The 22,678-nt window shown below is 54.1% G+C and carries 19 protein-coding genes; 8 read left to right on the top strand and 11 right to left on the bottom strand.

The annotated features are described in order from the left end of the window. Nucleotides 1-273 precede the first annotated feature (273 nt). The 4 genes from UR504_RS12645 (at nt 274) to UR504_RS12630 (ending at nt 4,724) form a co-directional block, all read left to right on the top strand. Nucleotides 274-2,403, top strand: coding sequence for a putative bifunctional diguanylate cyclase/phosphodiesterase (locus tag UR504_RS12645; protein ID WP_115875323.1), 2,130 nt, complete (start codon nt 274-276; stop codon nt 2,401-2,403). 92 nt (nt 2,404-2,495) lie between these two features. Next, nucleotides 2,496-3,728, top strand: coding sequence for a sensor domain-containing diguanylate cyclase (locus tag UR504_RS12640; RefSeq protein ID WP_115875325.1), 1,233 nt, complete (start codon nt 2,496-2,498; stop codon nt 3,726-3,728). Next, the gene (locus UR504_RS21565) at nt 3,725-3,943 is read left to right on the top strand and encodes an Ecr family regulatory small membrane protein (protein WP_115875326.1); all 219 of its coding nucleotides are present in this window, start codon (nt 3,725-3,727) and stop codon (nt 3,941-3,943) included. The genes UR504_RS12640 and UR504_RS21565 overlap by 4 nt, the downstream gene beginning before the upstream one ends. A 217-nt stretch (nt 3,944-4,160) precedes the next feature. After that, complete coding sequence (locus UR504_RS12630) at nt 4,161-4,724, top strand: DJ-1/PfpI family protein (RefSeq protein WP_127732791.1); 564 nt, start codon at nt 4,161-4,163, stop codon at nt 4,722-4,724. Between the two features lie 98 nt (nt 4,725-4,822). Here the strand turns inward: UR504_RS12630 and UR504_RS12625 are convergent, their stop codons facing one another. Both UR504_RS12625 and UR504_RS12620 read right to left on the bottom strand, forming a co-directional pair. Next, nucleotides 4,823-5,578 carry a hypothetical protein gene (locus UR504_RS12625; protein ID WP_302235386.1) on the bottom strand — a complete coding sequence of 252 codons (756 nt, stop codon included), beginning with the start codon at nt 5,576-5,578 and terminating at the stop codon, nt 4,823-4,825. Nucleotides 5,579-5,698: 120 nt separating this feature from the next. Then, nucleotides 5,699-7,315, bottom strand: coding sequence for a peptide ABC transporter substrate-binding protein (locus tag UR504_RS12620; RefSeq protein WP_271368030.1), 1,617 nt, complete (start codon nt 7,313-7,315; stop codon nt 5,699-5,701). 185 nt (nt 7,316-7,500) lie between these two features. On the opposite strand from UR504_RS12620, the gene mpaA reads away from it, so the two are divergent. After that, nucleotides 7,501-8,214 carry a murein tripeptide amidase MpaA gene (gene mpaA, locus UR504_RS12615; protein WP_111965078.1) on the top strand — a complete coding sequence of 238 codons (714 nt, stop codon included), beginning with the start codon at nt 7,501-7,503 and terminating at the stop codon, nt 8,212-8,214. On the opposite strand, the gene ycjG is transcribed toward mpaA, so the two are convergent. Beyond that, nucleotides 8,205-9,170 (bottom strand): L-Ala-D/L-Glu epimerase, encoded by a 966-nt coding sequence (ycjG, locus tag UR504_RS12610; protein ID WP_302235385.1) that lies wholly within the window; start codon nt 9,168-9,170, stop codon nt 8,205-8,207. The genes mpaA and ycjG overlap by 10 nt on opposite strands. 107 nt (nt 9,171-9,277) lie before the next feature. Here ycjG and tpx point away from each other — a divergent pair, with 107 nt between their 5' ends. Continuing rightward, nucleotides 9,278-9,784, top strand: coding sequence for a thiol peroxidase (gene tpx / locus UR504_RS12605; RefSeq protein ID WP_023335907.1), 507 nt, complete (start codon nt 9,278-9,280; stop codon nt 9,782-9,784). 275 nt (nt 9,785-10,059) lie between these two features. Beyond that, a complete protein-coding gene (locus UR504_RS12600; protein WP_302235384.1) occupies nt 10,060-11,268 on the top strand; it encodes an aldose 1-epimerase family protein in 1,209 nt (402 codons plus the stop codon). Between the two features lie 36 nt (nt 11,269-11,304). Here UR504_RS12600 and tyrR read toward each other — a convergent pair whose 3' ends face one another. From tyrR to UR504_RS12585, 3 genes are all read right to left on the bottom strand, one after another. After that, nucleotides 11,305-12,846, bottom strand: a complete 1,542-nt coding sequence (gene tyrR, locus UR504_RS12595; protein WP_320739740.1) for a transcriptional regulator TyrR — start codon at nt 12,844-12,846, stop codon at nt 11,305-11,307. Nucleotides 12,847-12,958: 112 nt separating this feature from the next. Beyond that, entirely contained in the window at nt 12,959-14,011 is a 1,053-nt protein-coding gene (locus UR504_RS12590; protein WP_127731218.1) for a YcjF family protein, read from the bottom strand. After that, a complete protein-coding gene (locus tag UR504_RS12585) occupies nt 14,008-15,405 on the bottom strand; it encodes a YcjX family protein (protein WP_302235383.1) in 1,398 nt (465 codons plus the stop codon). Before UR504_RS12585 ends, UR504_RS12590 begins: the two co-directional genes overlap by 4 nt. 155 nt (nt 15,406-15,560) lie before the next feature. On the opposite strand from UR504_RS12585, the gene UR504_RS12580 reads away from it, so the two are divergent. Beyond that, entirely contained in the window at nt 15,561-16,571 is a 1,011-nt protein-coding gene (locus tag UR504_RS12580) for a LacI family DNA-binding transcriptional regulator (RefSeq protein ID WP_302235382.1), read from the top strand. A gap of 34 nt (nt 16,572-16,605) precedes the next feature. Here the strand turns inward: UR504_RS12580 and UR504_RS12575 are convergent, their stop codons facing one another. The 5 genes from UR504_RS12575 to UR504_RS12555 form a co-directional block, all read right to left on the bottom strand. Continuing rightward, nucleotides 16,606-17,520 (bottom strand): OmpG family monomeric porin, encoded by a 915-nt coding sequence (locus UR504_RS12575; protein WP_302235381.1) that lies wholly within the window; start codon nt 17,518-17,520, stop codon nt 16,606-16,608. A gap of 66 nt (nt 17,521-17,586) precedes the next feature. Continuing rightward, the gene (locus UR504_RS12570; protein WP_127731226.1) at nt 17,587-18,669 is read right to left on the bottom strand and encodes an ABC transporter ATP-binding protein; all 1,083 of its coding nucleotides are present in this window, start codon (nt 18,667-18,669) and stop codon (nt 17,587-17,589) included. 13 nt (nt 18,670-18,682) lie between these two features. Continuing rightward, nucleotides 18,683-19,348, bottom strand: coding sequence for a beta-phosphoglucomutase (pgmB, locus tag UR504_RS12565; protein ID WP_302235380.1), 666 nt, complete (start codon nt 19,346-19,348; stop codon nt 18,683-18,685). Beyond that, entirely contained in the window at nt 19,338-21,617 is a 2,280-nt protein-coding gene (locus tag UR504_RS12560) for a glycoside hydrolase family 65 protein (protein WP_320739738.1), read from the bottom strand. Before UR504_RS12560 ends, pgmB begins: the two co-directional genes overlap by 11 nt. Then, the gene (locus UR504_RS12555) at nt 21,611-22,669 is read right to left on the bottom strand and encodes a Gfo/Idh/MocA family protein (RefSeq protein ID WP_302235378.1); all 1,059 of its coding nucleotides are present in this window, start codon (nt 22,667-22,669) and stop codon (nt 21,611-21,613) included. The genes UR504_RS12560 and UR504_RS12555 overlap by 7 nt, the downstream gene beginning before the upstream one ends. Nucleotides 22,670-22,678 lie beyond the last annotated feature (9 nt).

Here is a 22,678-nt window from a genome sequence, read left to right as displayed (position 1 = left end):
GCCATGTTAAGCGATAGTATCGCCCGCGGTGAGACGATACGATCGCACTCATATTTAAGGAGCTTTGCTACTGTTATTCGTTCTTGTTTAGCAATGCTTAATACATTAACAAAAAGAATATATTTTATATTCTTGATGAGTTTTAGAGTATTAATATGACTGGTCATTATTCACGATAAATAACTAATATGGTTTGAATGCGCATGTTCGTTGCCCGATAAAGATGTACCCGGCAGGCGAAATCGGTAACCCTCTCAGGCGTGGGATTGCATAATGCTCAATATATCGTGGGACCCTGTGTTAATCGCTATCTCTTATCTGGTGGCGTTTATTGCCTCATTTGTGGCGCTGGACAGCGCCGGAAAGATCCCTCTCTCCAGCCGAAAGGCTGCACTCTTCTGGCGGATTGCCGGTGGGGTCACGCTGGGTATTGGCATCTGGTCGATGCACTTTATCGGCATGCTGTCGATGCAAATGCCCATGATGATGAGCTACGACCTCTGGTTAACCCTTGCGTCACTGGGCGTCGCGGTGGTTGCGTCGACAACGGCGCTTAATATTGCCGTCACGGGTAAAAAACTTTCCCCTTTTCGACTGATCTTTGCCACGACGCTCCTGAGCGCTGGCGTGGTGTCTATGCACTATATCGGTATGGCGGCCCTGATGCTGGATGGCAGCATCATCTGGGATCGCCGCATTGTGGGGTTATCAGTGGTCATTGCCGTTGTTGCCTCAGGTACGGCGCTGTGGCTGGCTTTCCGACTGCGCGATAAACATAAAGGCGTCTTTATCGATCGCATTATCGCGGCCTTCGTTATGGCTGCCGCGATTTGTGCGATGCATTATACCGGCATGAGCGCCGCGCAATTTCAGGAAATGGCGCATGCCGTCCCCGGAGGGATCGGCGAGCTGGGTTTATCCATCTGGGTTTCAGTCACCACGCTCTGCCTGCTCGGCGTGATGTTAATCATTTCACTTATCGATTCTCACCGGCGCACCGGCCGGCTGACGGATAATTTGCAGCAGCTCAACCGTCAGCTAGAGCTGCAGGCGCGTTTTGATGCGCTCACCGGGCTCGCAAACCGCCACCAGATGGATCTCCGTATGCAGGACTGTCTACGCAGCGCGCTGCTGAGCAAGAAGCCATTTGCGGTTATTTTCCTGAACGTCGATCACTTCAAACGCGTTAACGATACGTGGGGTCACAGCGTCGGTGATGAGCTATTGATCGCTGTCGCGCAGCGCATCACGGCAAGGCTCACGCGTGAGATGACCCTGGCAAGACTGGGAGGAGACGCCTTTATCCTGCTGGTGCCTGAATGTGATGACGACAAGCTCAGCGCCCTGCTCACCGCATTGCTCGAAGATGTACGACGCCCTCTGTCGATATGCGGGCATACGTTAAGCACGACCATCAGCGCGGGCGTCAGCCTCTATCCTCAGGATGGCGAAACGCTGCATGAGCTGAAACTCAAGGCGGATGCAGCTTTACACCGCGTCAAGGAAGATGGCCGTAACGGCTGGGCGATTTACCGGGCCGAGATGTCAACAGCGATCCCGGCGAAACCCGGCTTTCTGCAGGAACTCTCGCAGGCGCTTGAACGGGATCAGTTTGAACTCTGGTATCAGCCAACCTGGCATGCGGGAGAGAAAACGATTCATGGTTTTGAAGCCCTTCTGCGCTGGCGACATCCAGAGCAAGGCGTTGTATTGCCCAATCTGTTTATCCCCTCGCTGGAACAAACAGGCTTAATTATTCCGGTAGGTAACTGGGCCATTGAAGCGGCGTGCCGACAGCTTCATTTCTGGACTGAACAAGGGTTCAGCCAGTGGACGTTGTCGCTCAACCTATCCCCCGTTCAGTTCGAACAGCCGGACATTTTCCAGATCATCTCGTCGATGCTGGAAAAATATAACCTGCCTCCGTCCCGACTGATCCTGGAGGTAACGGAAAGCACCGCGCTTAAAAATCTCGACCGCAGCATTGAGTTGCTTAACGCGTTTAATCATGCGGGGATCGTCGTCTCGATTGATGATTTTGGTACGGGCTATTCCAACCTGCTGATGCTTAGCGTGCTTCCCGCAAAAGAACTCAAGATCGACAGAAGCTTTGTCACATCGATGCTGGGAAATGAAAAAAGCTACAAGCTGGTCGAGACCATAATCAGTATCGCCCGGACCATGGAGATGAATGTGGTGGCAGAAGGGATCGAGACGGAAGAACAGGAGGCGGTTCTCACCCGTCTCGGCTGCGATTACCTGCAGGGGTATCTTTTCTCCCGGCCCTTACCTGCCGAACAGGTACCGTGGCTACTGCTGCAGATAAACTCAGACAAACAGATTATCCCCATTAATAAAATTCAAACGGACCCCGCATTTATTTCACAAAAAAATCATGCCTGACGGGGTTAAGTGGAGTATGTTTCAAAGGAGTACACGCGAGTCAATTCTGGCATGATTGTCAGGCACATGTTGTCGATGAACAGGAAACGCCTATGTCGCAACCTTGTTTTGATGCGTTGAATGTAATTAAAACACCCGTGTGGCTCGTTTCACCCGTGTCGGAAAAGATCATTTTTGCGAATGTGGCAGCAAGGCAGCTCATGGGGGATAAAACCCTCGAGGACCTGCGCAAAGGGATCTATTCTGCCAGGGCGCAAACCCTCCTGACGATGTATGTACCTGAACTGAAAACAGAGCAGGAGATCGTCGAAATCTGGACGGCTAGCCGGGATGGACAGGACACGCCGTTAAGCTGTCGGCTCTCGCTCGCCCACTACGCTCCCTGGGGAGATGTGATTGTTTTCGAAGGCATCTCCCAACAAATGCTCTCAGGATTGAAGGCAAGCCGTTCCGCCACCTATCGACGGAAAAAACAGGGTTTCTATGCGCGCTTTTTTCTGACCAACAGCGCCCCGATGCTGTTAATCGATCCGGCCCGCGACGGGCAAATTGTCGATGCAAATCTGGCCGCACTCAATTTTTATGGTTACTCACATGATGACATGTGCAGTAAGCATACCTGGGAAATCAATACGCTGGGGCGAGATGTGATGCCCATTATGACTGCGATTGCCGCGCTGCCCGGTGGTCATAAGCCGCTCAATTTTATTCACCGCCTTGCCGATGGAACCACCCGCCACGTTCAGACGTATGCCGGGCCCATTGAGATTTACGGCGACAAGCTGATGCTGTGCATCATCCACGATATCACCGAGCAAAAAAGGCTGGAGCAGGAGCTGGAACATGCCGCGTTACGTGACTCCATGACGGGACTACTCAACCGGCGCCAGTTCTACGCAATTACCGATCAAAGCAACCGGAATAAACTTCCTGCGCAGCAGCAATTTAGCCTGCTGCTGGTGGATACCGACCATTTCAAAAACATTAATGACCTGTTCGGTCATCTGAAAGGCGATGAGGTTCTAATCGCCCTTTCCCGAACGCTGGAAGCCTGTAGTCGGGAGGGCGACATGGTGTTCCGCTGGGGTGGCGAAGAGTTCGTTATCCTGCTGCCGCGTACCTCTCTCGATACCGCCCTGCAGATTGCCGAGTTAATCCGTGCAGCCGTTGCACGCATCACGATTCCGGGCTTGCCGCGGTTTACCGTCAGCATTGGGGTGGCGCGGCACAATCAGGGAGAGAGTATTGACGAGCTGTTTAAGCGTGTGGACGATGCCCTGTATCGCGCTAAAAATGACGGACGCAATAAAGTCCTTGCTGCATGAAACTGGAGTATCCGGAAAAGCCCCGCTACAATGCCCACCTCGAATCAATTAGCTTCAGGTGGGTAAAAGCAGCAATGGGAAAAACTGAAATAATACTCACCTTTATTATTTTGCTCCTTATTATATTTGGCTTCTGGTTTATTTTTAGCGGTGAGATCTGGTATCTCGTAGAATTCCTTGAAAATAGCCTTTACCCGACCTTCGACGCACTGTAACGCACGTTTAATCGCTTGTTTCACCTACCGAATATGTCAGGTATCTGCTTGTCTTACTGCCGCGTAAAATATACGGCGTTATCCTCCAACAACGTTGATAACGAATCATTTATTCATTTGCTTATGTTGCCCGTGCTCTGACGGGCTTTTTTATTTCCGGCAATTCAGCCATGCCAGGCTATATCTTAATCATCTTTATTGAAAAAGGTGAGGAATGATGAGCAAGAAGATCCTGATGCTGGTTGGCGATTACGCCGAAGATTACGAAACCATGGTGCCTTTTCAGGCTTTGCAGATGATTGGCCATCAGGTTGATGCGGTCTGCCCCGACAAACCGAAAGGCGACTACATCATGACGGCAATCCATGATTTTGACGGTGCCCAGACCTACAGCGAAAAACCCGGTCACCGCTTTACCCTCAACGCCGATTTTTCAACCGTAAAGGAGCAGGATTACGACGCGCTGCTCATCCCCGGCGGGAGAGCCCCCGAGTATCTGCGGCTAAATGAGGACGTGTTAAAGCTGGTACAGGCATTTGACGCCGCGCGTAAGCCTATTGCTGCGGTGTGCCACGGCCCGCAGCTGCTTGCTGCCGCGGGCATTCTGAAAGGACGAACCTGTAGCGCCTACCCGGCCTGCGCACCTGAAGTACGTCTCGCGGGTGGACACTACGCCACTATCGGCATCGATCAGGCCCATGTAGACGGTAACCTGGTGACGGCTCCCGCCTGGCCTGCGCATCCGCAGTGGCTGGCGAAGTTTAGTGAGTTGTTAGAATAGCCCACCTCTGCTCCCGCCAGCTCCGCATGGGCGGGAGCGATATCTCAGACAAAGCCAAAAAAATAGTATGTATGGAGCACTGGTTAGCAGGGAATTATTTACTCATCATGGCGACGCCATTGCGCTTCTCTCTCTCGCTCCTTTCTTCGAGCTTCTTCTTTTTTACGATACAGCGGTGGATAATAAATATTTCCCCAGTCCCATTTGCCGAACCAGACATTCATCAGGGCGCTAAATACAATGATAAGGACGATATAAAATATAACAAAACCCTCATCACCACCCAGATTAAAAAGATCGCTGGCTAAGGAATGCTGAGCGTGACTGAACCAGTGCGGATGGTAATCAAGTATCATGAAAAACAGGATACCAAAAAGTAAATCGCCAACTTTGAATCTTTCAGTGAATTTACTGCGCCAGGCGGAATCATGTTTTTCATAGTAATTAAGTAAAAACTGATTATTCTCTTCCAGTGCTAAATCAAGGACTTCTCTTGAGGGTACCTTACCCGGGTATCTCTCGTAATCGCTCTGCGGGCGAAGAATATCCGGAAAGATGCTGCTGTATATGATCTCATTCAGCACTTGCCTGAAGAGACTGGCGACAAAGGGCATGAGGGTTGTGGCTATCAGCCCCAGAGCCGCCAGTGCGACGCAGAAGAAACCAAGGTGTTCGGTCCAGCTAATGGCCTGTACGGGCCAGGTCAAAATCCCCTGTCCGCTGTAAGCCAGCAGCGCCAGATCGGCGAAAAGGACAATATAGATGAAGCGTATAATCCACTGCCATTCCCAGATTTTATCCATAATACCTAAGCCTGCCGGAAAAGAGGGTTTATCTTTCTTTTCTTCCGTCATAATTTATCCCTGCGATTATATGTGAAACAGACATCTTTTCTGGAATAAAGAAACTGGCGCTAAATGCGCCAGTTCTTAATGTACTCTCATTAACGACAGTTACCGCATAATCCGGGCTCGTCAGTGCTTCTCAATATACATGGTCCGGCTATACGCCACGTCTTCTGGGTTATTAATCGGATATCCTTTCACCCAGGGCTTAATCAGGCGACCGTTGGTGTACTGATAAATTGGCGCGATAGGTGCTTTCTCCATAAGGATTTTCTCCGCCATGTTGTAGTCCGTATTACGCGCTTTCGCCGTGGTTTCCAGCGTCGCCTGGTGAATAATTTTATCGTAGGCCGGATCGTTATAACGCGAGATATTGCCGCTGTGGGTTGAGGTCAGCAGGGACAGGAAGGTCGAAGGCTCGTTGTAATCACCTACCCATGACGCGCGGATCACATCAAAATTGCCGGTGTTGCGGCTGTCGATATAGGTTTTCCACTCCTGGTTTTGCAGTTTGACATCCACACCGAGATTTTTCTTCCACATGGACGCCACCGCAATGGCGATCTTCTGGTGGTTTTCCGACGTGTTGTACAGCAGGTTCAGCTTCAGCGGACGCTGAGGACCGTAGCCTGCGGCCTGGAGCAAGGTTTTCGCCTGAGCGTTCAGCTCCTGCTGGGACATCTGCTCGAACGGTGAAGGGTCAGGGGTGAAACCCGCCGTCACGTCAGGGGTGAAATGCCAGGCCGGCTTCTCGCCGGTACCTAACACCTTCTCTGCCATAATGCGGCGATCGATAGTCATACTCAGCGCAAGACGCACCCGGGCATCGGCCGTCGGGCCCTTTTGCGTGTTAAACGCATAGTAATAGGTCCCGAGCTGGGGCGGCGTATAAACCTGTCCCGGAATGTCCTTCAGGAGCTTCTGATACATGTTTTTCGGGAACGATTCGGTGATATCAATATCACCCGCCAGATAGCGCTTAGTGGCGGACGATTCCTGATTAATCGGAATGAAGGTCACTTTTTGCAGGACGGTGTTCGCATTGTCCCAGTAGTGCGTATTCGGAACGACAACCAGTTTTTCATTCACCACGCGGTCGTTCAGGACGTAGGCGCCGTTACCTACCAGAGCGCCCGGACGCGTCCACTCCTTACCGCTTTCAACGTTCGCTTTTTGCACCGGATAGAAGGCGAAGTTCGCCGTCAGGTTGCTAAACCACGGGAGCGGTTTGTCCAGCTGGACGCGTAAGGTTCTGGCATCCACCGCCGTCACGCCCAGGGTACCTGGCGCCGCTTTGCCATCAATAATGGCCTGCGCGTTGTTGATGCCTGCCAGCGCCGCAAACCAGGCAAACGGAGACGTGGTTTTCGGGTCAACCAGACGCTGCCAGCTGTAGACAAAATCCTGAGCGGTGACGGGCGTACCGTCAGACCATTTCGCGTTATCGCGCAGGGTGAACGTCCAGATACGGTTATCGTTGCTCTGCCAGCGCGTCGCTACCCCTGGGGTCAGTTCCCCTTTCTCGTTCTGATTCACCAGCCCTTCGAAAAGATCGCGAATTACCTGAATCTCGGGTAATCCCACCGCTTTTGCCGGATCGAGCGAAGCGGGTTCGTCTTTAATATGCCTGACCAGCTCCTGTTTTTGCGCCAGTACCGTGCCCTGTGGCACATCAGCAGCGTACGAGAGTGTAGAGAGTCCGCACAGGTACAGTGCAGCACAGAGACGCGAAACAGGATGCTTCATAAGATGCCCTTTAATGAATTCAGGTAACAAGCAGATGCGTAATTATTTGTTTCGAAACAGAGAAATGCAAATACCTTCGTCCGGAATAGTGATTTGAGGCAATTCTCAGCCGTCACGGAAACTATTTGATTAACAGCGGGTTTTGCACAACACTGCCTGTAGAGACTTCTTTATCAGGATTTCGTATGGCAACCACCCGACCGCGAGCGGAGCGCGGCGCCTTTCCGCCGGGCGCCGAGCAATATGGCCGCTCATTTTTAGGCGCATCGCTGATCTGGTTCCCGGCGCCCGATGCCGATCGCAACAGCGGTTTGATCATTGCCGGCACGCACGGAGACGAGAACTCTTCCATCGTCACGCTTTCCTGCGCGCTGAGGACGCTGACGCCTTCGTTGCGACGTCACCATGTGATTCTTGCCGTCAATCCGGACGGCTGTCAGCTGGGATTGCGGGCGAATGCGAGAGGAATCGACCTGAACCGTAATTTCCCGGCGGCAAACTGGCGCGCAGGGGAAACGGTATATCGCTGGAACAGCTCCGCCGAGGAGCGGGACGTGGTGCTGCTAACGGGAGATAAGCCCGGATCGGAGCCGGAAACGCAGGCGCTGTGCCAGCTTATCCATAAAATCCACCCAGCATGGGTTGTCTCCTTCCACGATCCGCTGGCCTGTATTGAAGATCCGCGCCACTCTGAACTGGGCGAGTGGCTGGCGCAGGCTTTCGCCCTGCCGCTCGTCACCAGCGTGGGCTATGAAACCCCTGGTTCCTTTGGTAGCTGGTGCGCCGATTTGAGCCTGCCCTGCATCACCGCTGAATTCCCGCCGATTTCCTCCGACGAAGCCAGCGAAAAATACTTAAAAGCGATGGTGGAGCTTCTGCGCTGGCAGCCTCAGAGATGAAGCACGCCGCTGGTAAAATGAAGCGCCGGTGAAACGTCAACCGCCAGCCAAGTCGGACCATCCAGATCGGCGAAACGGACCTGATTGACCAGCGGCAGCGCCGCGCCGATCGCCCGGGAGGTGCAAAGCATGCACCCCAGCATAAGGGCAAACCCCTGCGCCCTGGCGTCCGCCGCCAGTGCCAGGGCTTCTGTCAGTCCGCCTGCCTTGTCGAGCTTGATATTGACCATGTCATAGCGGCCCTTAAGCTCGCTCAAATTTTCGCGGGTATGGCAGCTTTCATCCGCGCAGACGGGCAACGGATGGATAAAATTCTTCAGCGCCGCATCCTCTTTTACCGGCAGAGGCTGTTCCAGCATCGCCACGCCCAGATCGGCCAACAGCTGGCATCGCGCTGCCAGCCCTTCAGGATGCCACGACTCGTTGGCGTCAACAATCAGCGTCGCTGAGGGCACCGCAGAGCGAATGGCGACCATCCGCTCGCTGATCAGACGATCGTCGAGCTTCACTTTTAAGAGCGTGGCCCCGGCGTCATAGAGCGCTTTCGCACTGGCGGCCATCTGCTCCGGCTCACCAATCACGACCGTTTGCGCCGTCACGACGAACTCAGGCAGCACCACACCCAGCAAGGACGTCAGCGATTTTTGCTGCTGAGCGGCTTCAAGGCTCCAGAGCGCACAGTCGATAGCGTTACGCGCCGCCCCGGCGGGCAAACGCTGCTGTAACGACTCACGCGTGAGACCTTTTTGCAGGTCAGGCACCAGGGTCATGATCTGCGCCATCACCGACGCAAGGCTTTCTCCGTAGCGCGGGTAAGGCGTACATTCCCCGACGCCTTTAAACCCCTCTTCTTCGATTTCAACCACGACCACGCTGGCTTCACTTCGGCTGCCGCGGGAGATCACAAACGGCGTATGCAATGGCCAGGCTTCTTCATAGACCTTAACGCTTCTCATCACTGACTCCTTGCGGCCCGGAAAGGCGAAAAATTTGGTTTGCCGTGTTATCCGCTGATGGCATACACTAGCCCCGACGTTAACTATATGTAAACAGGAAGATATCTATGTCACAACTCGTTCATTTCCAGGGCAACCCGGTTGCTGTTGCAGGTTCCATTCCGCAGGCTGGCAGCAAAGCGCAGGCTTTTACTCTGGTGGCTAAAGATCTGTCTGACGTCACACTGGCTCAGTTTGCGGGCAAACGCAAAGTACTGAACATTTTCCCAAGCATTGATACCGGTGTTTGTGCCGCATCCGTGCGTAAATTCAACCAGCTGGCGACTGAAATGGACAACACCGTGGTGCTGTGCATTTCCGCTGACCTGCCGTTTGCCCAGTCCCGTTTCTGCGGTGCCGAAGGCCTGAGCAACGTCATCACCCTCTCCACCCTGCGCAGCGCAGATTTCCTCGAGAAATACGGCGTCAGCATTGCGGAAGGCCCACTGAAAGGTCTGGCAGCACGTGCTGTACTGGTTCTTGATGAAAACGACACTGTCGTTTTCAGCGAACTGGTTAACGAAATCACCACCGAGCCAGATTACACTGCCGCGCTGGACGTGCTGAAAGCATAATAAGTCCTTAGCATTCTATACAACTTATTCTCAACCTCGCTTCGGCGGGGTTTTTTATTACTTTAAAGCTGAATCGTTAAAGCTAAAATGCTCGCAAGTCGCATTAATCATGCAATAACATGAGCAATTTGTAACATGAGCGTGATCAACAACGCATAATAATCGTTAAAATTCCCTATTTTTGGCCGCAGTGAAGCACATCACATTTCCCTTTTTGCCTAAACATTAGATTTGCTTACGAAAGAAAATAATCGTTTCAGCAAAAAGGATTAAATATGAAGATTAAATTCGCTTTTACGCTCCTGGCGGTACTGATTTCTGGCCATGCCGCGGCTAAAACCTGGGTGCTGACAAGTACTGAAAGCAGCGTAGAGAAAGGAAACTGGAAGATTTCCAGTGATGAGCTGAAAGTTAAAGATCAGACGTTCAGCATTGAGCAAAAAATCTTACACGGCGGCAAGCAGGAAGGCAGTAAAGTCATCATTATTAGCAGTAAAGATGGCCTGACGATTACCCTGAGCCCTACCCGTGGCATGAACCTTCTGCACGTGGAAGGGTTTGGCACCAGACTGGGATGGAACTCCCCCGTCAAAGAGGTCGTCAATCCTGCCTATATCAATCTTGAAAGCCGAAACGGTCTCGGCTGGCTGGATGGATTCAACGAGATGATGGTGCGCTGTGGCTACGAGTGGACAGGTCATCCGGTCACCGCAGATGGGCAAATTTACACCCTTCACGGCAGGGCCGGAAATACACCGGTATCGCAGGTGGAAGTTGAGGTGGCGGATACCGCCCCGCATGAGATCCGCGTTCGGGGTTTGATCAAAGAGAGCACGTTTAAAAAATCGGATCTGCAAACCATGACCGAGCTGCGCTACGTTCCCGGAACCAACCGGTTCAGTCTGCACGATGTTCTGACAAACCATGCCGATTACCCTCATGATTATCAAATCATCTATCACAGCAACTTCGGCACGCCGATCCTCGAAGAAGGCGCACGTTTCCTTGCGCCGGCGGCGAGCGTGAGCCCATTCAATGACTACGCCAAAGCGGGCGTAAACGACTGGCAAACCTACGCCGGGCCGACAAAAGGCTTTGATGAGATGGTCTTTAATATTCAGCCGCTCGCCGACAACAACCACGAAACGCTCGCGGCGGTGGTCAATAAAGCCGGCGATAAAGGCGCGTCAATCCAGTTTGATACCCGCCAGCTGCCCGTGCTGACCTTATGGAAAAACACCGACACGCTGAAGCAGGGCTACGTCACGGGCATCGAACCGGGCACTAGTTACGCCTACCCCGTCACGATTGAACGTGAGCAGAAGCGGGTTAAGCAGCTGCAGCCCGGTGCCAGCGCGCAGTTTGACCTGACCTATACCCTGCTCCACAGCCCGCAGCAGGTGAAAGAGGTTGAAAGCAGGATTGCGTCGATTCAGGGCGAGACAAAAACAGACATCGTTAACACGCCGATGGCGAAGGAATAAACGTAAAGTAAAAAGCCTCTTTGCAGAGGCTTTTTGTTATTCGTCACCTTTCTTATGATTCAAACCGTACTCACGCAGCTTGTTCGCGATCGCGGTGTGCGAGACGCCAAGGCGTTTTGCCAGCTTGCGGGTGCTGGGATAGCTGCGGTACAGCTGCGTCAGCACTGAGCGTTCAAAACGGCTGGTAATATCGTCCAGCGAACCTTCCATCGCCTCTTCCCCTACCGATACCGTTCCGGCGTCGTAATCCGGCAGGAGGATATCCTGCGGACGCAGTTCGTAGCCTTCAAGCTGGGTCAGCGCGCGATAGACGGCGTTTTTAAGCTGACGAATGTTGCCCGGCCAGCCGTAGCGCATCAGCACCGTGCCGAGATCGGCAGACAGCTTCGGACGCGGCACACCCTGCTCGTCGGCAAAGCGGGCGACGAACAGCTCCGTTAGCGGCATGATGTCCTGCGGACAATCGCGCAGTGGGGGAATGTTGAGCGTCAGGACGTTGAGGCGGTAATAGAGATCCTCGCGGAAGATCCCCTTTTGCACCAGTTCAACCAGGTTTTTCTGGGTGGCGCAAATGACGCGCACGTCCACATGCACTTCGTGATCCTCACCGACGCGGCGGAATGTTCCGTCGTTCAGGAAACGCAGCAGCTTAGCCTGCATACGTGGCGACATTTCGCCGATCTCGTCCAGCAGCACGGAGCCACCGTTAGCCTGCTCGAAGAACCCTTTCTTACCTTCCGGCGCGTGACCAAACAGCTCGCTTTCAACGGCATCTTCCGGAATAGAGGCGCAGTTAAGTGCCAGATAAGGCTTAGCCGCTCGCGGACTCGCCAGATGCACCGCATGAGCCAGCAGGTCTTTCCCTGTGCCGGTGTCCCCGGTAATCAGCAGCGGCGCGGTCAGGCTTGCGAGCTTGCGCGCCTGATCAACCACATGGCGCATTTTGGGGCTGACGGCAATAATCTGGCTGAACGCACCAACGTCCTGACTGGAGAGGTTTTGCAGCTGGCGACCCATGCGTAGCGTCGAGCGCAGCATGATCACCGCCCCGGTCAACACGCGAGTATTCCCTTCCCCTTTCAGATAGAACGGCGTGATTTCCATCAGGAAATTCTGCCCGTTAATCACCACATGCTCGCTAAGCGTGTTCTGCGGATTGCTGTCCAGCCAGCGCTGGAAGTTAAAGCCGGGGATCAGCTGCGCGGCGTTATGATTGCTGAGCTTCTCCTGGCTCTGCGCGAAAAGCTGGCAGCTTGCGTGGTTAACGCGCTCAACTTTGCTTTTCAAATCCAGGGAGAGGAAAGGTTCAGGCATGGCCTCCAGCAGCGCGCTCAGCGCCAGGTGTTCACGTTCAGAAGGCATCCAGGGAATGGTGCGCACATCCGTAACGCCAGCGATACGGCGGATTTCCGCCATCAGGCTGCTGAATGTATTAAATTCAATTTCGGCAAAATTGAGGTAAATTCGCCCGACAGGATCGATCTCAATGCCACGTAAATCAATGCTACGTAAAACAAGAAGATCGAGTAATTCGCGGGTCAGACCGAGACGGTCTTCACAGAAGACTTCAAGACGCATGGGAAATTCACCGTTTTAAGCCAGTAACAGTAAAATGATATGTCAGAACACGGTGATCGGGAAGATGGCTGTCAACAAATATTGACAGCCAGCACGATAAGTGAACAAAACCTCACGGAGCCGGTTTTTTATTGAGCGTCTCTTTGAGCTGGCCGATCAGCTCGCGCCTGAAATCCCCCAGTCGCGGCTTATCGCCGTCAATCCAGGGCAGCGGACGGCAGACCTCCATCGCTTTAATCCCCAAACGCGCCGTCAATAACCCTGCGCCAATACCCTGGGCGGCACGAGCAGAAAGACGCGCCGCCAGATCCTGCGACATCCAGTCCATTCCCACTTCGCGCACCAGTTCACTCGCCCCGGCAAACGCGATATTGAGCAGGACCAGCTTAAACAGCCTGAGCCGACTGTAGTAACCCAGCTCTATGCCGTAAAGGTTCGCGATACGGTTGATCAGGCGCAGATTACGCCAGGCGATAAAGGCCATATCGACCAGCGCCAGCGGGCTGACGGCAATCATCAGGGTGGATTCCGCCGCAGAACGGCTAATCTCGCGCCGCGCCTGGGCATCCAGCACCGGCTGAACCATGTGGGAATATAGCGTCACCACTTCCCGATCGTTCTGGGTTTCATGGATGGCGGCGTACCAGCGCTGAAGCGCCGGGTGCGACTGATCGATTCCGGCCTGGCTGGCCAGCTTTTCACAGAAGGCACGACCTTTGCCGGTGCCGTGACTGTGGAGCAGATCCCGCGCTTCATCACGCTCGTGCGCGCGCTGGCGCAAACGCCAGAGCCGACGCCACTCGGTGGTAACCGACCCGATGCCCGCCCCCACAATCAGCGCGCCCGCGGCACATCCGCCCAGCGCGACCCAGTCCTGAGTTTGCCAGGCATTCATCGTCCACTGCACGCCCTGCCCAACCACGCTTACGCCAAACAGCGCCAGACCGGCGGTGACCATCCTGCGCCACAGGCTTCGTTTTGGACGCAGAGCGGCTTCCACAACCGCCTCTGCCGGACCTTCCTCAACGGCGGGCTCCTCTGTCAGGGCCGGAGAAAAGTTATCGGCCTGCGTGCCGCTGAACGTCTGCGCGGTTTTGAACGCCTCCTGAGAGTCGTGCTCAAGCGTTCCGGTAAAGTCTATGCGCGGTTTTAACGGTTCCGTCATCGCAATTTATCTCCAATCAAAAACTCCAGCGCCGCATCCAGACGGATGTGTGGTAAAGGCCTGTCGACACTCATTGCCTGCGGGCGGAAGGCTTCAAACTGGAAGCCCTGGTTATGCCAGAAGGCCTGACCCGGCAGCCGCGCAGGCACTTCGCCCGGATAGACGGTAAGCGGCTCACCGTCGCTGAGCCGGTTCCCGCGTAATGCCGGTATTTTCTCGCCGTTAAGATCAATCAGCCCGCTTTGTGTCGCCTGCACTGACGCGAGCCCAAGGCAATCCATGCCGATCCCTTCGAAGGCGGCGTTTTGCCAGGCGTCCTGCACCAGCTGCTGCAGCAGCGATACCATATTGGCATGCTGGTCGACCGTGACGTGATCGGCCTTCGTGGCCGCAAAGAGCAGTTTGTCGATCACCGGTGAGAAAAGACGACGGAACAGCGTCCGCTGCCCGTAGTGAAAACTTTGCATCAGCTGCGTCAGCGCCAGGCGCATATCGTTGAAGGCCTGCGGCCCGCTGTTGAGAGGCTGCAGGCAATCCACCAGCACAATCTGACGATCAAATCGCAAGAAGTGGTTTTTATAGAATCCCTTGACCACTTTTTCACAGTAGTAATTGTAACGCTCGCGGAGCATCCCGGCGTTCGTGTGCTTATCAGCCTGCGCCAGCGTCGACTCACCCACCCCATCCACATCCGGCCAGGGGAAGAACTGAAGCGCAGGTGCGCCCGCTAAATCACCCGGCAGAACAAAGCGACCCGGCTGAATGAAGTGCAATCCTTCCTGTTTACACTGGTGCAAATACGCCGTCCATGCGTCGGCAATGGCCGCAAGACGGTTTTCATCTGCTGGCGCAAGCGGGTCCAGTCCTTCGCAAAGCTGTCGCCATTTGGCCGACCACCCTGCGCGTTGCCCCTGCAACAAGCCCGTCATCTGGCGGGACCAGCTGAGGTAATCCTGCGCCAGCATCGGCAGGTCGAGCAGCCATTCGCCGGGGTAATCGACGATTTCAAGGTACAACGTGGAGGTATCCTTGAAGTGGCGCATCAGGGATTCATTCGAGCGAAAACGCAGCGCAAGACGAATTTCACTGACCCCTCGCGTCGGGGTCGGCCACGCGGGCGGATCGCCATACAGCTGCGCCAGCCCTTCGTCATAGGTAAAACGAGGAATACCAAAATCGCGCTGAGGGACGCGCTTCACGCCCAGCAGACGTTCTTCCCGCACCGCGCTGAGCAACGGCAGACGCGCCCCGGCATGCAGGTTCAGGAGCTGGTTTACCATCGCGGTGATAAACGCCGTCTTACCGCTGCGGCTCAATCCTGTTACCGCCAGTCGCAGATGACGGTCAACGCCACGGTTAACCAGTGAATTAATTTCGTTTTTAAGTCGCTTCATCGCCGTCCTTCGTTGCCCGGAAGCCTTGAATGCATGGCTTCAGAATACAATAAATGGGGGCAGATCGTTGATTATCAATTCTTATTTATTGCTATTGCCGTTTTCTCTCCAGTAAGATGAACGGCATTGCTGTCAGTCCGGAGTGAGTAAGGTGTATGTCACCCACCATCTATGATATCGCACGGGTTGCGGGCGTATCGAAATCAACCGTTTCCCGCGTTCTGAATAAACAAACGAATATTTCTCCCGAAGCGCGTGAAAAAGTGCTGAAGGCGATTGACGAATTAAATTATCAGCCCAACAAACTGGCTCGCGCCCTGACCTCTTCAGGCTTTGATGCCATCATGGTTATTTCGACCCGTTCAACCAAAACCACTGCCGGTAATCCCTTTTTCTCCGATATCCTTCATGCCATTACGGCAAAAGCGGAAGAAGAAGGATTTGACGTTATTTTACAAACGTCAAAAAGCAGCGAGGACGATCTGCTGAAATGCGTGAGTAAAATTAAACAAAAGATGATCAAAGGGATCATTATGCTGAGCTCACCGGCAAATGAATCCTTTTTCACCACGCTGGATGGGTATGGCGTACCGGTAGTGGTTATCGGCAAAGTGGAAGGTGAGTATCAAAATATCTATTCCGTCGACACAGATAATTTCCATGACAGCGCCACGCTGACCGAAACCTTTATTAAAAATGGACGCCGTAAAATTGCCTGTCTGCATGCCCCGCTTGATTATCATGTTTCGATCGATCGTCTTGCGGGCTATAAAGCCAGTCTGGAAAAGCACCACATTGCCATTAACCCGGACTGGATCAGGGATGGCGGTTATACCCATGAGAGCGCGCTTACTGCGGCTCTGGAGCTGTTGTCTTCATCCACGCCGCCCGATGCGGTATTTGCTACCGACAGCATGAAGTTGCTCAGCCTCTATCGTGCGGCGGATGAGTTGAATCTGATGGTTCCAGAGCAGGTGGTGATAGCCGGATACAGTGACCCGATGCTGTCTCTCATTTTAACACCCGCACCTGGCGGGTTTGATATCCCCACCCGAAAGCTGGGGGAAGAGAGCTGCGATCTACTTTTCAGGCGTATTGCAGGTCATCCCGCCCCGCAAAAAGTGCTGGTTGATACCCATTTTATACTGGCGGCCTCGCTGCGCTAAAACCAGGGGCAGTTAGCCCCTGGAATACACACGATCAGAAAGCGTAATTTACCCCAACGCCCGCATAGTGGAAGCGGTCGTTTTTACCCTCGTCATGGTTTTCCCATTCATAGGCGTATTCAAGCGTCATGGATAAACCGTTATTGAAGTCATAGGCGTACTGCATACCCAGGCGGTTGAAATTATGTCCTTCACGCTCGGGATCGTCCTGCCAGTCCCAGTTAGACCAGCGGTCGAGGCCCAGCCGCGTGTAAGGCGTTAAGGTGGTCTGGCCTAACGAAATAGGCAGATAGGCACGAATTTCCTGGGTGGAGAATTCTCCGTTATTACGGGAACCGTCCATGTTGAACCCGCGTTCTAAATAGTAATTCACTTTAGCGGCAAAGGTGTCGTTAATGGTCCAGGTAAAGCCCGTTTCGGTTTCGACGCGGCTGTCTGAATAGCCGGTTTTTTCCAGATCGTTAGCAAACTGATACATGGCAAACCAGCCGCCAAAACGCCAGTCGTCGGTTAATTTTATATCCCAGTCAGGCTGAATTTTGTAGCGCTGCATATTAGCGCTGCCGTCTCTGGCGCCGTGTTCATCCTTAAAGTGATAGCCGTAATTACGGAAGCCTCCGGTCAGACCGAACGTAAAATCATCTGTTCCGATAAAGCGATAGCGTAATTCAAATTCAGGACGATCGAAATAGGTGCCACGGGTCATGCTGCTATAATCAACCGACCCCTCCTGATACATCGCCAGCGAAATAGTCCAGGCATCCCAGGTCGCATTAAACCACACGGAAGGTTCATATAACCCGTCTTTATCCTCCCCCTGGCCTTCGACGTTTTCTATTTCATACATCGCGCCAATATTAAATTCCCACTTTTTAGCGCTTTCTGTTGCATGTGCGCAGCTAACCCCTGCGCACAGCACGAGCGCAGCACTTTTTAGTAGAGTACTCATCAAATATTCCCTTTATAAATAACAAACAAAAAAACCGGAAATGGGTATTTCCAGCGAACACCTTTTTTATCTAATAGCCGCTTCGGTTTCAGCGTCGAAGAAATGGCACTTATTCATATCGAACTGGATGTCGATATTATCCCCAGCGGCATAATCATTCGCAGCGCCAGCACGAACAACCAGCTCATGACCGCCAACGGTGGCGTAAAGCATGAACTCCGCGCCGGTCAGTTCGGCTACGCTGACTTTCGCCTCGATATTTTTACCGCTGCTCTGCAGAGTGAGAATATCTTCCGGGCGGATCCCAAAGACCACGGCTTTGCGCTGATACCCTGCGGCATTCAGTGAAGCGAGCTTGTCTTCCGGAATCGCCAGACGCAGCGTTTCCGTAACGAAATAGCGGTCGTCGATAGCACCGCGAATGAAGTTCATGGCTGGCGATCCAATAAACCCTGCGACAAACATGTTTGCCGGTTCGTTGTAAACCTGCTTAGGTGCACCGACCTGCTGAATAATGCCGTCTTTTAAGATCACGATGCGGGTCGCCATCGTCATGGCTTCCGTCTGATCGTGGGTCACGTAAATCATGGTGGTGTTAAGCTTCTGATGCAGCTTGCTGATTTCAGCCCGCATCTGCACGCGAAGCTTGGCATCGAGGTTTGAGAGCGGTTCATCCATCAGGAACACGCCCGCCTCACGTACGATCGCCCTGCCTAACGCCACGCGCTGGCGCTGGCCGCCGGACAGCGCGCCGGGTTTACGCTTTAGGTATTCACGTAATCCGAGGATCTGTGCCGCCCAGTTAACGCGCTCTTCGATAACCGCAGGCGCAATTTTTTGCATCTTCAGGCCGAACGCCATGTTGTCGTAGACCGTCATATGCGGATAAAGCGCATAGTTCTGGAATACCATGGCGATATCGCGTGACTTGGCGGGCACATCGTTCATACAAACGCCGTCAATCACCAGTTCGCCAGCGGAGATCTCCTCCAGACCGGCGATCATGCGCAGCGTCGTGGATTTACCGCAGCCTGAAGGCCCGACGAAGACGATGAACTCCTTGTCTTCGATTTCGAGATTGAAATCCTTAACCACGTGGACCTGGTTATCATAGATTTTCTGAATGTTTTTCAGAGACAGTTGAGCCATTGTTAATTCCTTATCAATACGTCCGGGATGCCCAAAACTCGGTAAGGCATTTCCAGGTCAGTTCCCGCGTTGAATGAAGCTGTAGTCCCGCATGGTTCAGGCCAGAACCCACACCAACCGACAGCATGCCCGCCGCGTTGATCGCCGCTACGCCTGCAGGTGCATCTTCGATGCCCATGGCCTCTTCAGGACGCACATTCAGGCCAGCACAGGCTGCAAGGAAGATCTCCGGATCTGGCTTTGAGCGGCGAATACGGGAAGCATCGGCGCAATAATCGAAGGCCTGATAAATGCCCAGCGCGTGCAGGATCCCAGGGGCATTCAGGGAAACGGAGGCGAGTCCAGTTTTGACGTTCGCTTTACGTATATCCGTCAGCACGTCACGAATACCCGGAAGCAGTGAATCTTCCGTCAGCGACGCCAGAGACTGGACATAAAGCGCGTTTTTTTTCGTCGCCAGCGCGAGGCACTGCTCTTCACTAAACATCCCCTCTTTCCCGCCATGCTTCAGGATGCGCTGAAGGGAATCCATGCGGCTAATTCCCTTCAGCTGTTCATTAAACACTTCGTCGAAGGTGATGCCGATTTCGTCAGCCACTGCACGCCAGGCCAGAAAATGGAGGTGTGCGGTATCGGTGATAACACCGTCCAGATCGAATACAACAGCCTTAAGCGTCATGGCGCCCCTCCGTGGTAGCGGTCCCATTTACAGGTGCAAGAAAATCCTTATAAGCGCATACCTTGCGCCCCGCTACGCGTAGCGTCTTGCCCCACAGCGTCAGCGTGACAGGTGTCGTCGTTTCAATGGTTAACACCTCATTTTCATAGGTGAAGTGCAGCGTTGCGTTCCGCCAGCGCAGGGGGAAAGCAAGCCTTCGCCAGTGAGCAGGCAGGCTGGGCGCAAGGTATAGCTCCCCTTCCACAATCTGCATACCTGCAAATCCCTGAATGACGCCGGACCAGATAGCGCCGGTCGCTGCGGCATGAATACCGTCATCGCAGCTGTGTGGATCGTCCCCAAGGTCAATGGCGACGCCATCACGCCAGAAGGCGTATGCACCTTCGGTGTCACCACAGCGGGCGGTCACAATGCCGTGTATGGCCTTGCTCAGCGAAGAGTCATGGATCGTGCGGGGCTCGTAGAAAGCCAGATTGGCGGCACATTGCTGTGGGGTAAACCGCTCCGGCAAGAGGTAGGTAAGCATTACCACATCAGCCTGCTTCAGGATCTGCATGTCGTTGACTTCCGCGCGGGAGTAATCGAGCAGAATGGTCTGCTTCCCTGCTTTTGCTTTATAGCGGCTCAGGTCAATGGCTGGTTTCGCCATGAAGGTATCATCCTGCGGGATCACACCGTCTGAATTGGCCTCCGGCAGCCATAAGCGCGTCAGGAACCGTGTCGCTTTCTGCGTAAAACCGTCATCCTCGCGCCCAAACATCGCCATAAACCGGCGAGCGCAGGCGACGTTGTGCCAGGCCAGATAGTTGGTATACGCGTTGTTATTCACATGCTCGGTATATTCGTCAGGTCCTATGACGTCATGGATTTCGAGGCGACCATTGATTTCCGTGGCGCGGCCCATCCAGAACGCAGAAGTTTCCATCAGCAGCGTCAGGCCTTCATTTCGCATAAAGGCATCATCGTGTGTCGCCTGCCAGTAAGCGACGACGGCCCAGGCAATATCCGCCACGATGTGGTGTTCAGCCAGCGCGGAGGCCACCTTCTGGCGCATGCCGGTTCGGATGTTGATAGCCGCGAACTCCGGCGTTTCCTCTTTGCCGCTCGAGGCGCTCTCCCACGGGAAAAGTGCGCCCGGCCAGCCGTTGCGGCGGGCTTTTTCCCGGGCCCCGGCCAGGTTAAGCCAGCGATAGCGCAGAAGATTGCGGGCCACCTGAGGACGGGTGAAAAGATGGAAAGGCAGCAGGAATATTTCGGTATCCCAGAAGACGTGTCCTTTATACCCCTCGCCGGTCAATCCCTTAGCGGCAATGCTGCTTCGATCATCATGGGCGGGCGTCATGGTGGTCAGATGCCAGACGGCATAGTCCAGCGCCATCTGATCGTCAGGAGCAGCAGAAGCCACTTCCACCCGGGCGTTACGCCATACGTCTTCCCATGCGCAGGATGAACTCTCCAGCAGCGAGGCATACCCCCTTGCCGCACAAACCTTGAGATCCGCCAGCGCCCTTCGCGCGAACGACTCCTGCGAAAGGGCTTTATCGCTGCGATGGGCAACCCAGACAATCTTATTCAGAGTGACAGTGTCACCTTGCGGTATCGTCAGGCAATAGTGCGCAGAGACCCGACGATTTTTGGCGGTGAAGCAGCTGTCGCTCTTCGCAGAGAGCTGACAAAACGCCGAAACAACAACTTCTGACGCCCGGTTCTGCGTTTCATACACACCCTGCATATAGTGCTGGTCGAACACCCTGACGGAAATTTCATCCAGATGCTGCCGGCCGGTATTGGTTTGTGTCGCATCAATGCCGGTTTTCATCACCACCTGTGAGGCAGCATCAAGCGGGGTGATCGCAAGCTGCATGGCCACCAGCGGCAGCTGATCCAGAGAGACAAAACGGCGACTCTCCAGTCGATAGCGTTTCCCGTCGGGCGAGCGCCAGATGACGCTGCGACGAAGTTCGCCATTAGCAAACGCCAGCTCGCGCTGCCACTCGAGAATGTCCCCCGACAGAAGGGTAAAATTCACCCCGTCCAGCTCAACCTCAATACCGGTGATATCGGGCAAATTGACCAGCTCAGTGGTCTCGTTGCGACCAGCACGATGATACAGACCCGCAAGATACATGCCTCGGGTTTGCTGGGTGTAATCCTCTTCATGCGCAGCGCGGATCCCCATGTAGCCATTACCGCAGGCCATGATGGAGGCGTATTTATTCAGACTGTGCGGACAAAAGCCCGGGTCGGTTAATACAGACACGTTTAGCATAACGTCACGCTTCCCCCTGTTTCTGCTGATTCATACAGCGCGGCGACAAGCTGCTGGATAATCAGCCCCTGCTCCGCATCAGCGATCATAACGGGCTCTCCCTGCACATGGCGCACGAAGGCATCCATACTGCGCAGGTGGCGTTGGTCGTCAGCCTCTTCGCGCTGGGTAAGAGTGTGTAAAACACCAGCTTCGTCGTTGTAGATGTGCGCCGGGAACAGCGTGGCGCCCGCCTTTTCACCGCAGAATGCGACGTTCATGATCGATTGCTCGCGGATATTGAGCGCAAACGACGTGTCCAGACGCAGAATGCCGCCGTTGCAAAATTCAATCGTGCCAAACAGAGCATCTTCCACGGTAAACTGCGTGGGATCCCACGTGCCAAACTGACCGCTGCTTTTACGGTTGCCCAGCCTCTGATAGCTATGCGCGGTCACCCGTTTTACCGCCGGGAACCCCAGAACATACATTGCTGCATCAAGCATATGGATGCCGATATCAATCAGCGGACCACCGCCCTGTAGCGATTTATTGGTAAAAACGCCCCACCCTGGCACACCGCAGCGACGCAGCGCCTGCGCTGACGTGAAGTAAATTTCTCCGAGCGTTCCGTTCATTACCGCATCGCGCAGCAGCTGAGTATCCAGGGCAAAACGATGGTGAAAATTATACGCCAGCACTTTTCCCGCCTTGCGCGCAGCCAGGCGCATCCGATCGGCCTCCTGCGGCGTCATAGCAGGCGGTTTTTCACACATCACATGGCAGCCTGCTTCCAGCGCTGCCATGACGTGCTCGAAATGAAACCGGTTAGGCGAACAGACGCTCACCGCATCCGGCTTTACCGCCTCGAGCATTTCTCGCGCATCCTTCCATGCCGAGGGAATACCATGACGTTCCGCAAACGCCCGAGCCTGTTCAGGGTGGCTGTCCATGACAGCCACCATCTGAACATCACTGCGCGTGGCGTAATACGAGGCGTGCACTTTATCCGCGACCTGCCCGGCGCCAATGATGGCGACGCGCAGAGGCGAAGGTGTAGAAGCACTCATCACGCTCGTCAT

The organism is Enterobacter sp. 241F3 (genome assembly GCF_034106785.1).
GTDB lineage: Bacteria > Pseudomonadota > Gammaproteobacteria > Enterobacterales > Enterobacteriaceae > Enterobacter > Enterobacter vonholyi.
This window is presented reverse-complemented; position numbering and strand designations above follow the sequence as displayed.

What these genes read in the sequence shown, in the direction of transcription:
- UR504_RS12645 (WP_115875323.1), top strand. Translation starts at nt 274, where the DNA reads ATGCTCAATATATCGTGGGACCCTGTGTTAATCGCTATCTCTTATCTG.
- UR504_RS12640 (WP_115875325.1), top strand. Translation starts at nt 2,496, where the DNA reads ATGTCGCAACCTTGTTTTGATGCGTTGAATGTAATTAAAACACCCGTG.
- UR504_RS21565 (WP_115875326.1), top strand. Translation starts at nt 3,725, where the DNA reads ATGAAACTGGAGTATCCGGAAAAGCCCCGCTACAATGCCCACCTCGAA.
- UR504_RS12630 (WP_127732791.1), top strand. Translation starts at nt 4,161, where the DNA reads ATGAGCAAGAAGATCCTGATGCTGGTTGGCGATTACGCCGAAGATTAC.
- UR504_RS12625 (WP_302235386.1), bottom strand. Translation starts at nt 5,578, where the DNA reads ATGACGGAAGAAAAGAAAGATAAACCCTCTTTTCCGGCAGGCTTAGGT.
- UR504_RS12620 (WP_271368030.1), bottom strand. Translation starts at nt 7,315, where the DNA reads ATGAAGCATCCTGTTTCGCGTCTCTGTGCTGCACTGTACCTGTGCGGA.
- mpaA (WP_111965078.1), top strand. Translation starts at nt 7,501, where the DNA reads ATGGCAACCACCCGACCGCGAGCGGAGCGCGGCGCCTTTCCGCCGGGC.
- ycjG (WP_302235385.1), bottom strand. Translation starts at nt 9,170, where the DNA reads ATGAGAAGCGTTAAGGTCTATGAAGAAGCCTGGCCATTGCATACGCCG.
- tpx (WP_023335907.1), top strand. Translation starts at nt 9,278, where the DNA reads ATGTCACAACTCGTTCATTTCCAGGGCAACCCGGTTGCTGTTGCAGGT.
- UR504_RS12600 (WP_302235384.1), top strand. Translation starts at nt 10,060, where the DNA reads ATGAAGATTAAATTCGCTTTTACGCTCCTGGCGGTACTGATTTCTGGC.
- tyrR (WP_320739740.1), bottom strand. Translation starts at nt 12,846, where the DNA reads ATGCGTCTTGAAGTCTTCTGTGAAGACCGTCTCGGTCTGACCCGCGAA.
- UR504_RS12590 (WP_127731218.1), bottom strand. Translation starts at nt 14,011, where the DNA reads ATGACGGAACCGTTAAAACCGCGCATAGACTTTACCGGAACGCTTGAG.
- UR504_RS12585 (WP_302235383.1), bottom strand. Translation starts at nt 15,405, where the DNA reads ATGAAGCGACTTAAAAACGAAATTAATTCACTGGTTAACCGTGGCGTT.
- UR504_RS12580 (WP_302235382.1), top strand. Translation starts at nt 15,561, where the DNA reads ATGTCACCCACCATCTATGATATCGCACGGGTTGCGGGCGTATCGAAA.
- UR504_RS12575 (WP_302235381.1), bottom strand. Translation starts at nt 17,520, where the DNA reads ATGAGTACTCTACTAAAAAGTGCTGCGCTCGTGCTGTGCGCAGGGGTT.
- UR504_RS12570 (WP_127731226.1), bottom strand. Translation starts at nt 18,669, where the DNA reads ATGGCTCAACTGTCTCTGAAAAACATTCAGAAAATCTATGATAACCAG.
- pgmB (WP_302235380.1), bottom strand. Translation starts at nt 19,348, where the DNA reads ATGACGCTTAAGGCTGTTGTATTCGATCTGGACGGTGTTATCACCGAT.
- UR504_RS12560 (WP_320739738.1), bottom strand. Translation starts at nt 21,617, where the DNA reads ATGCTAAACGTGTCTGTATTAACCGACCCGGGCTTTTGTCCGCACAGT.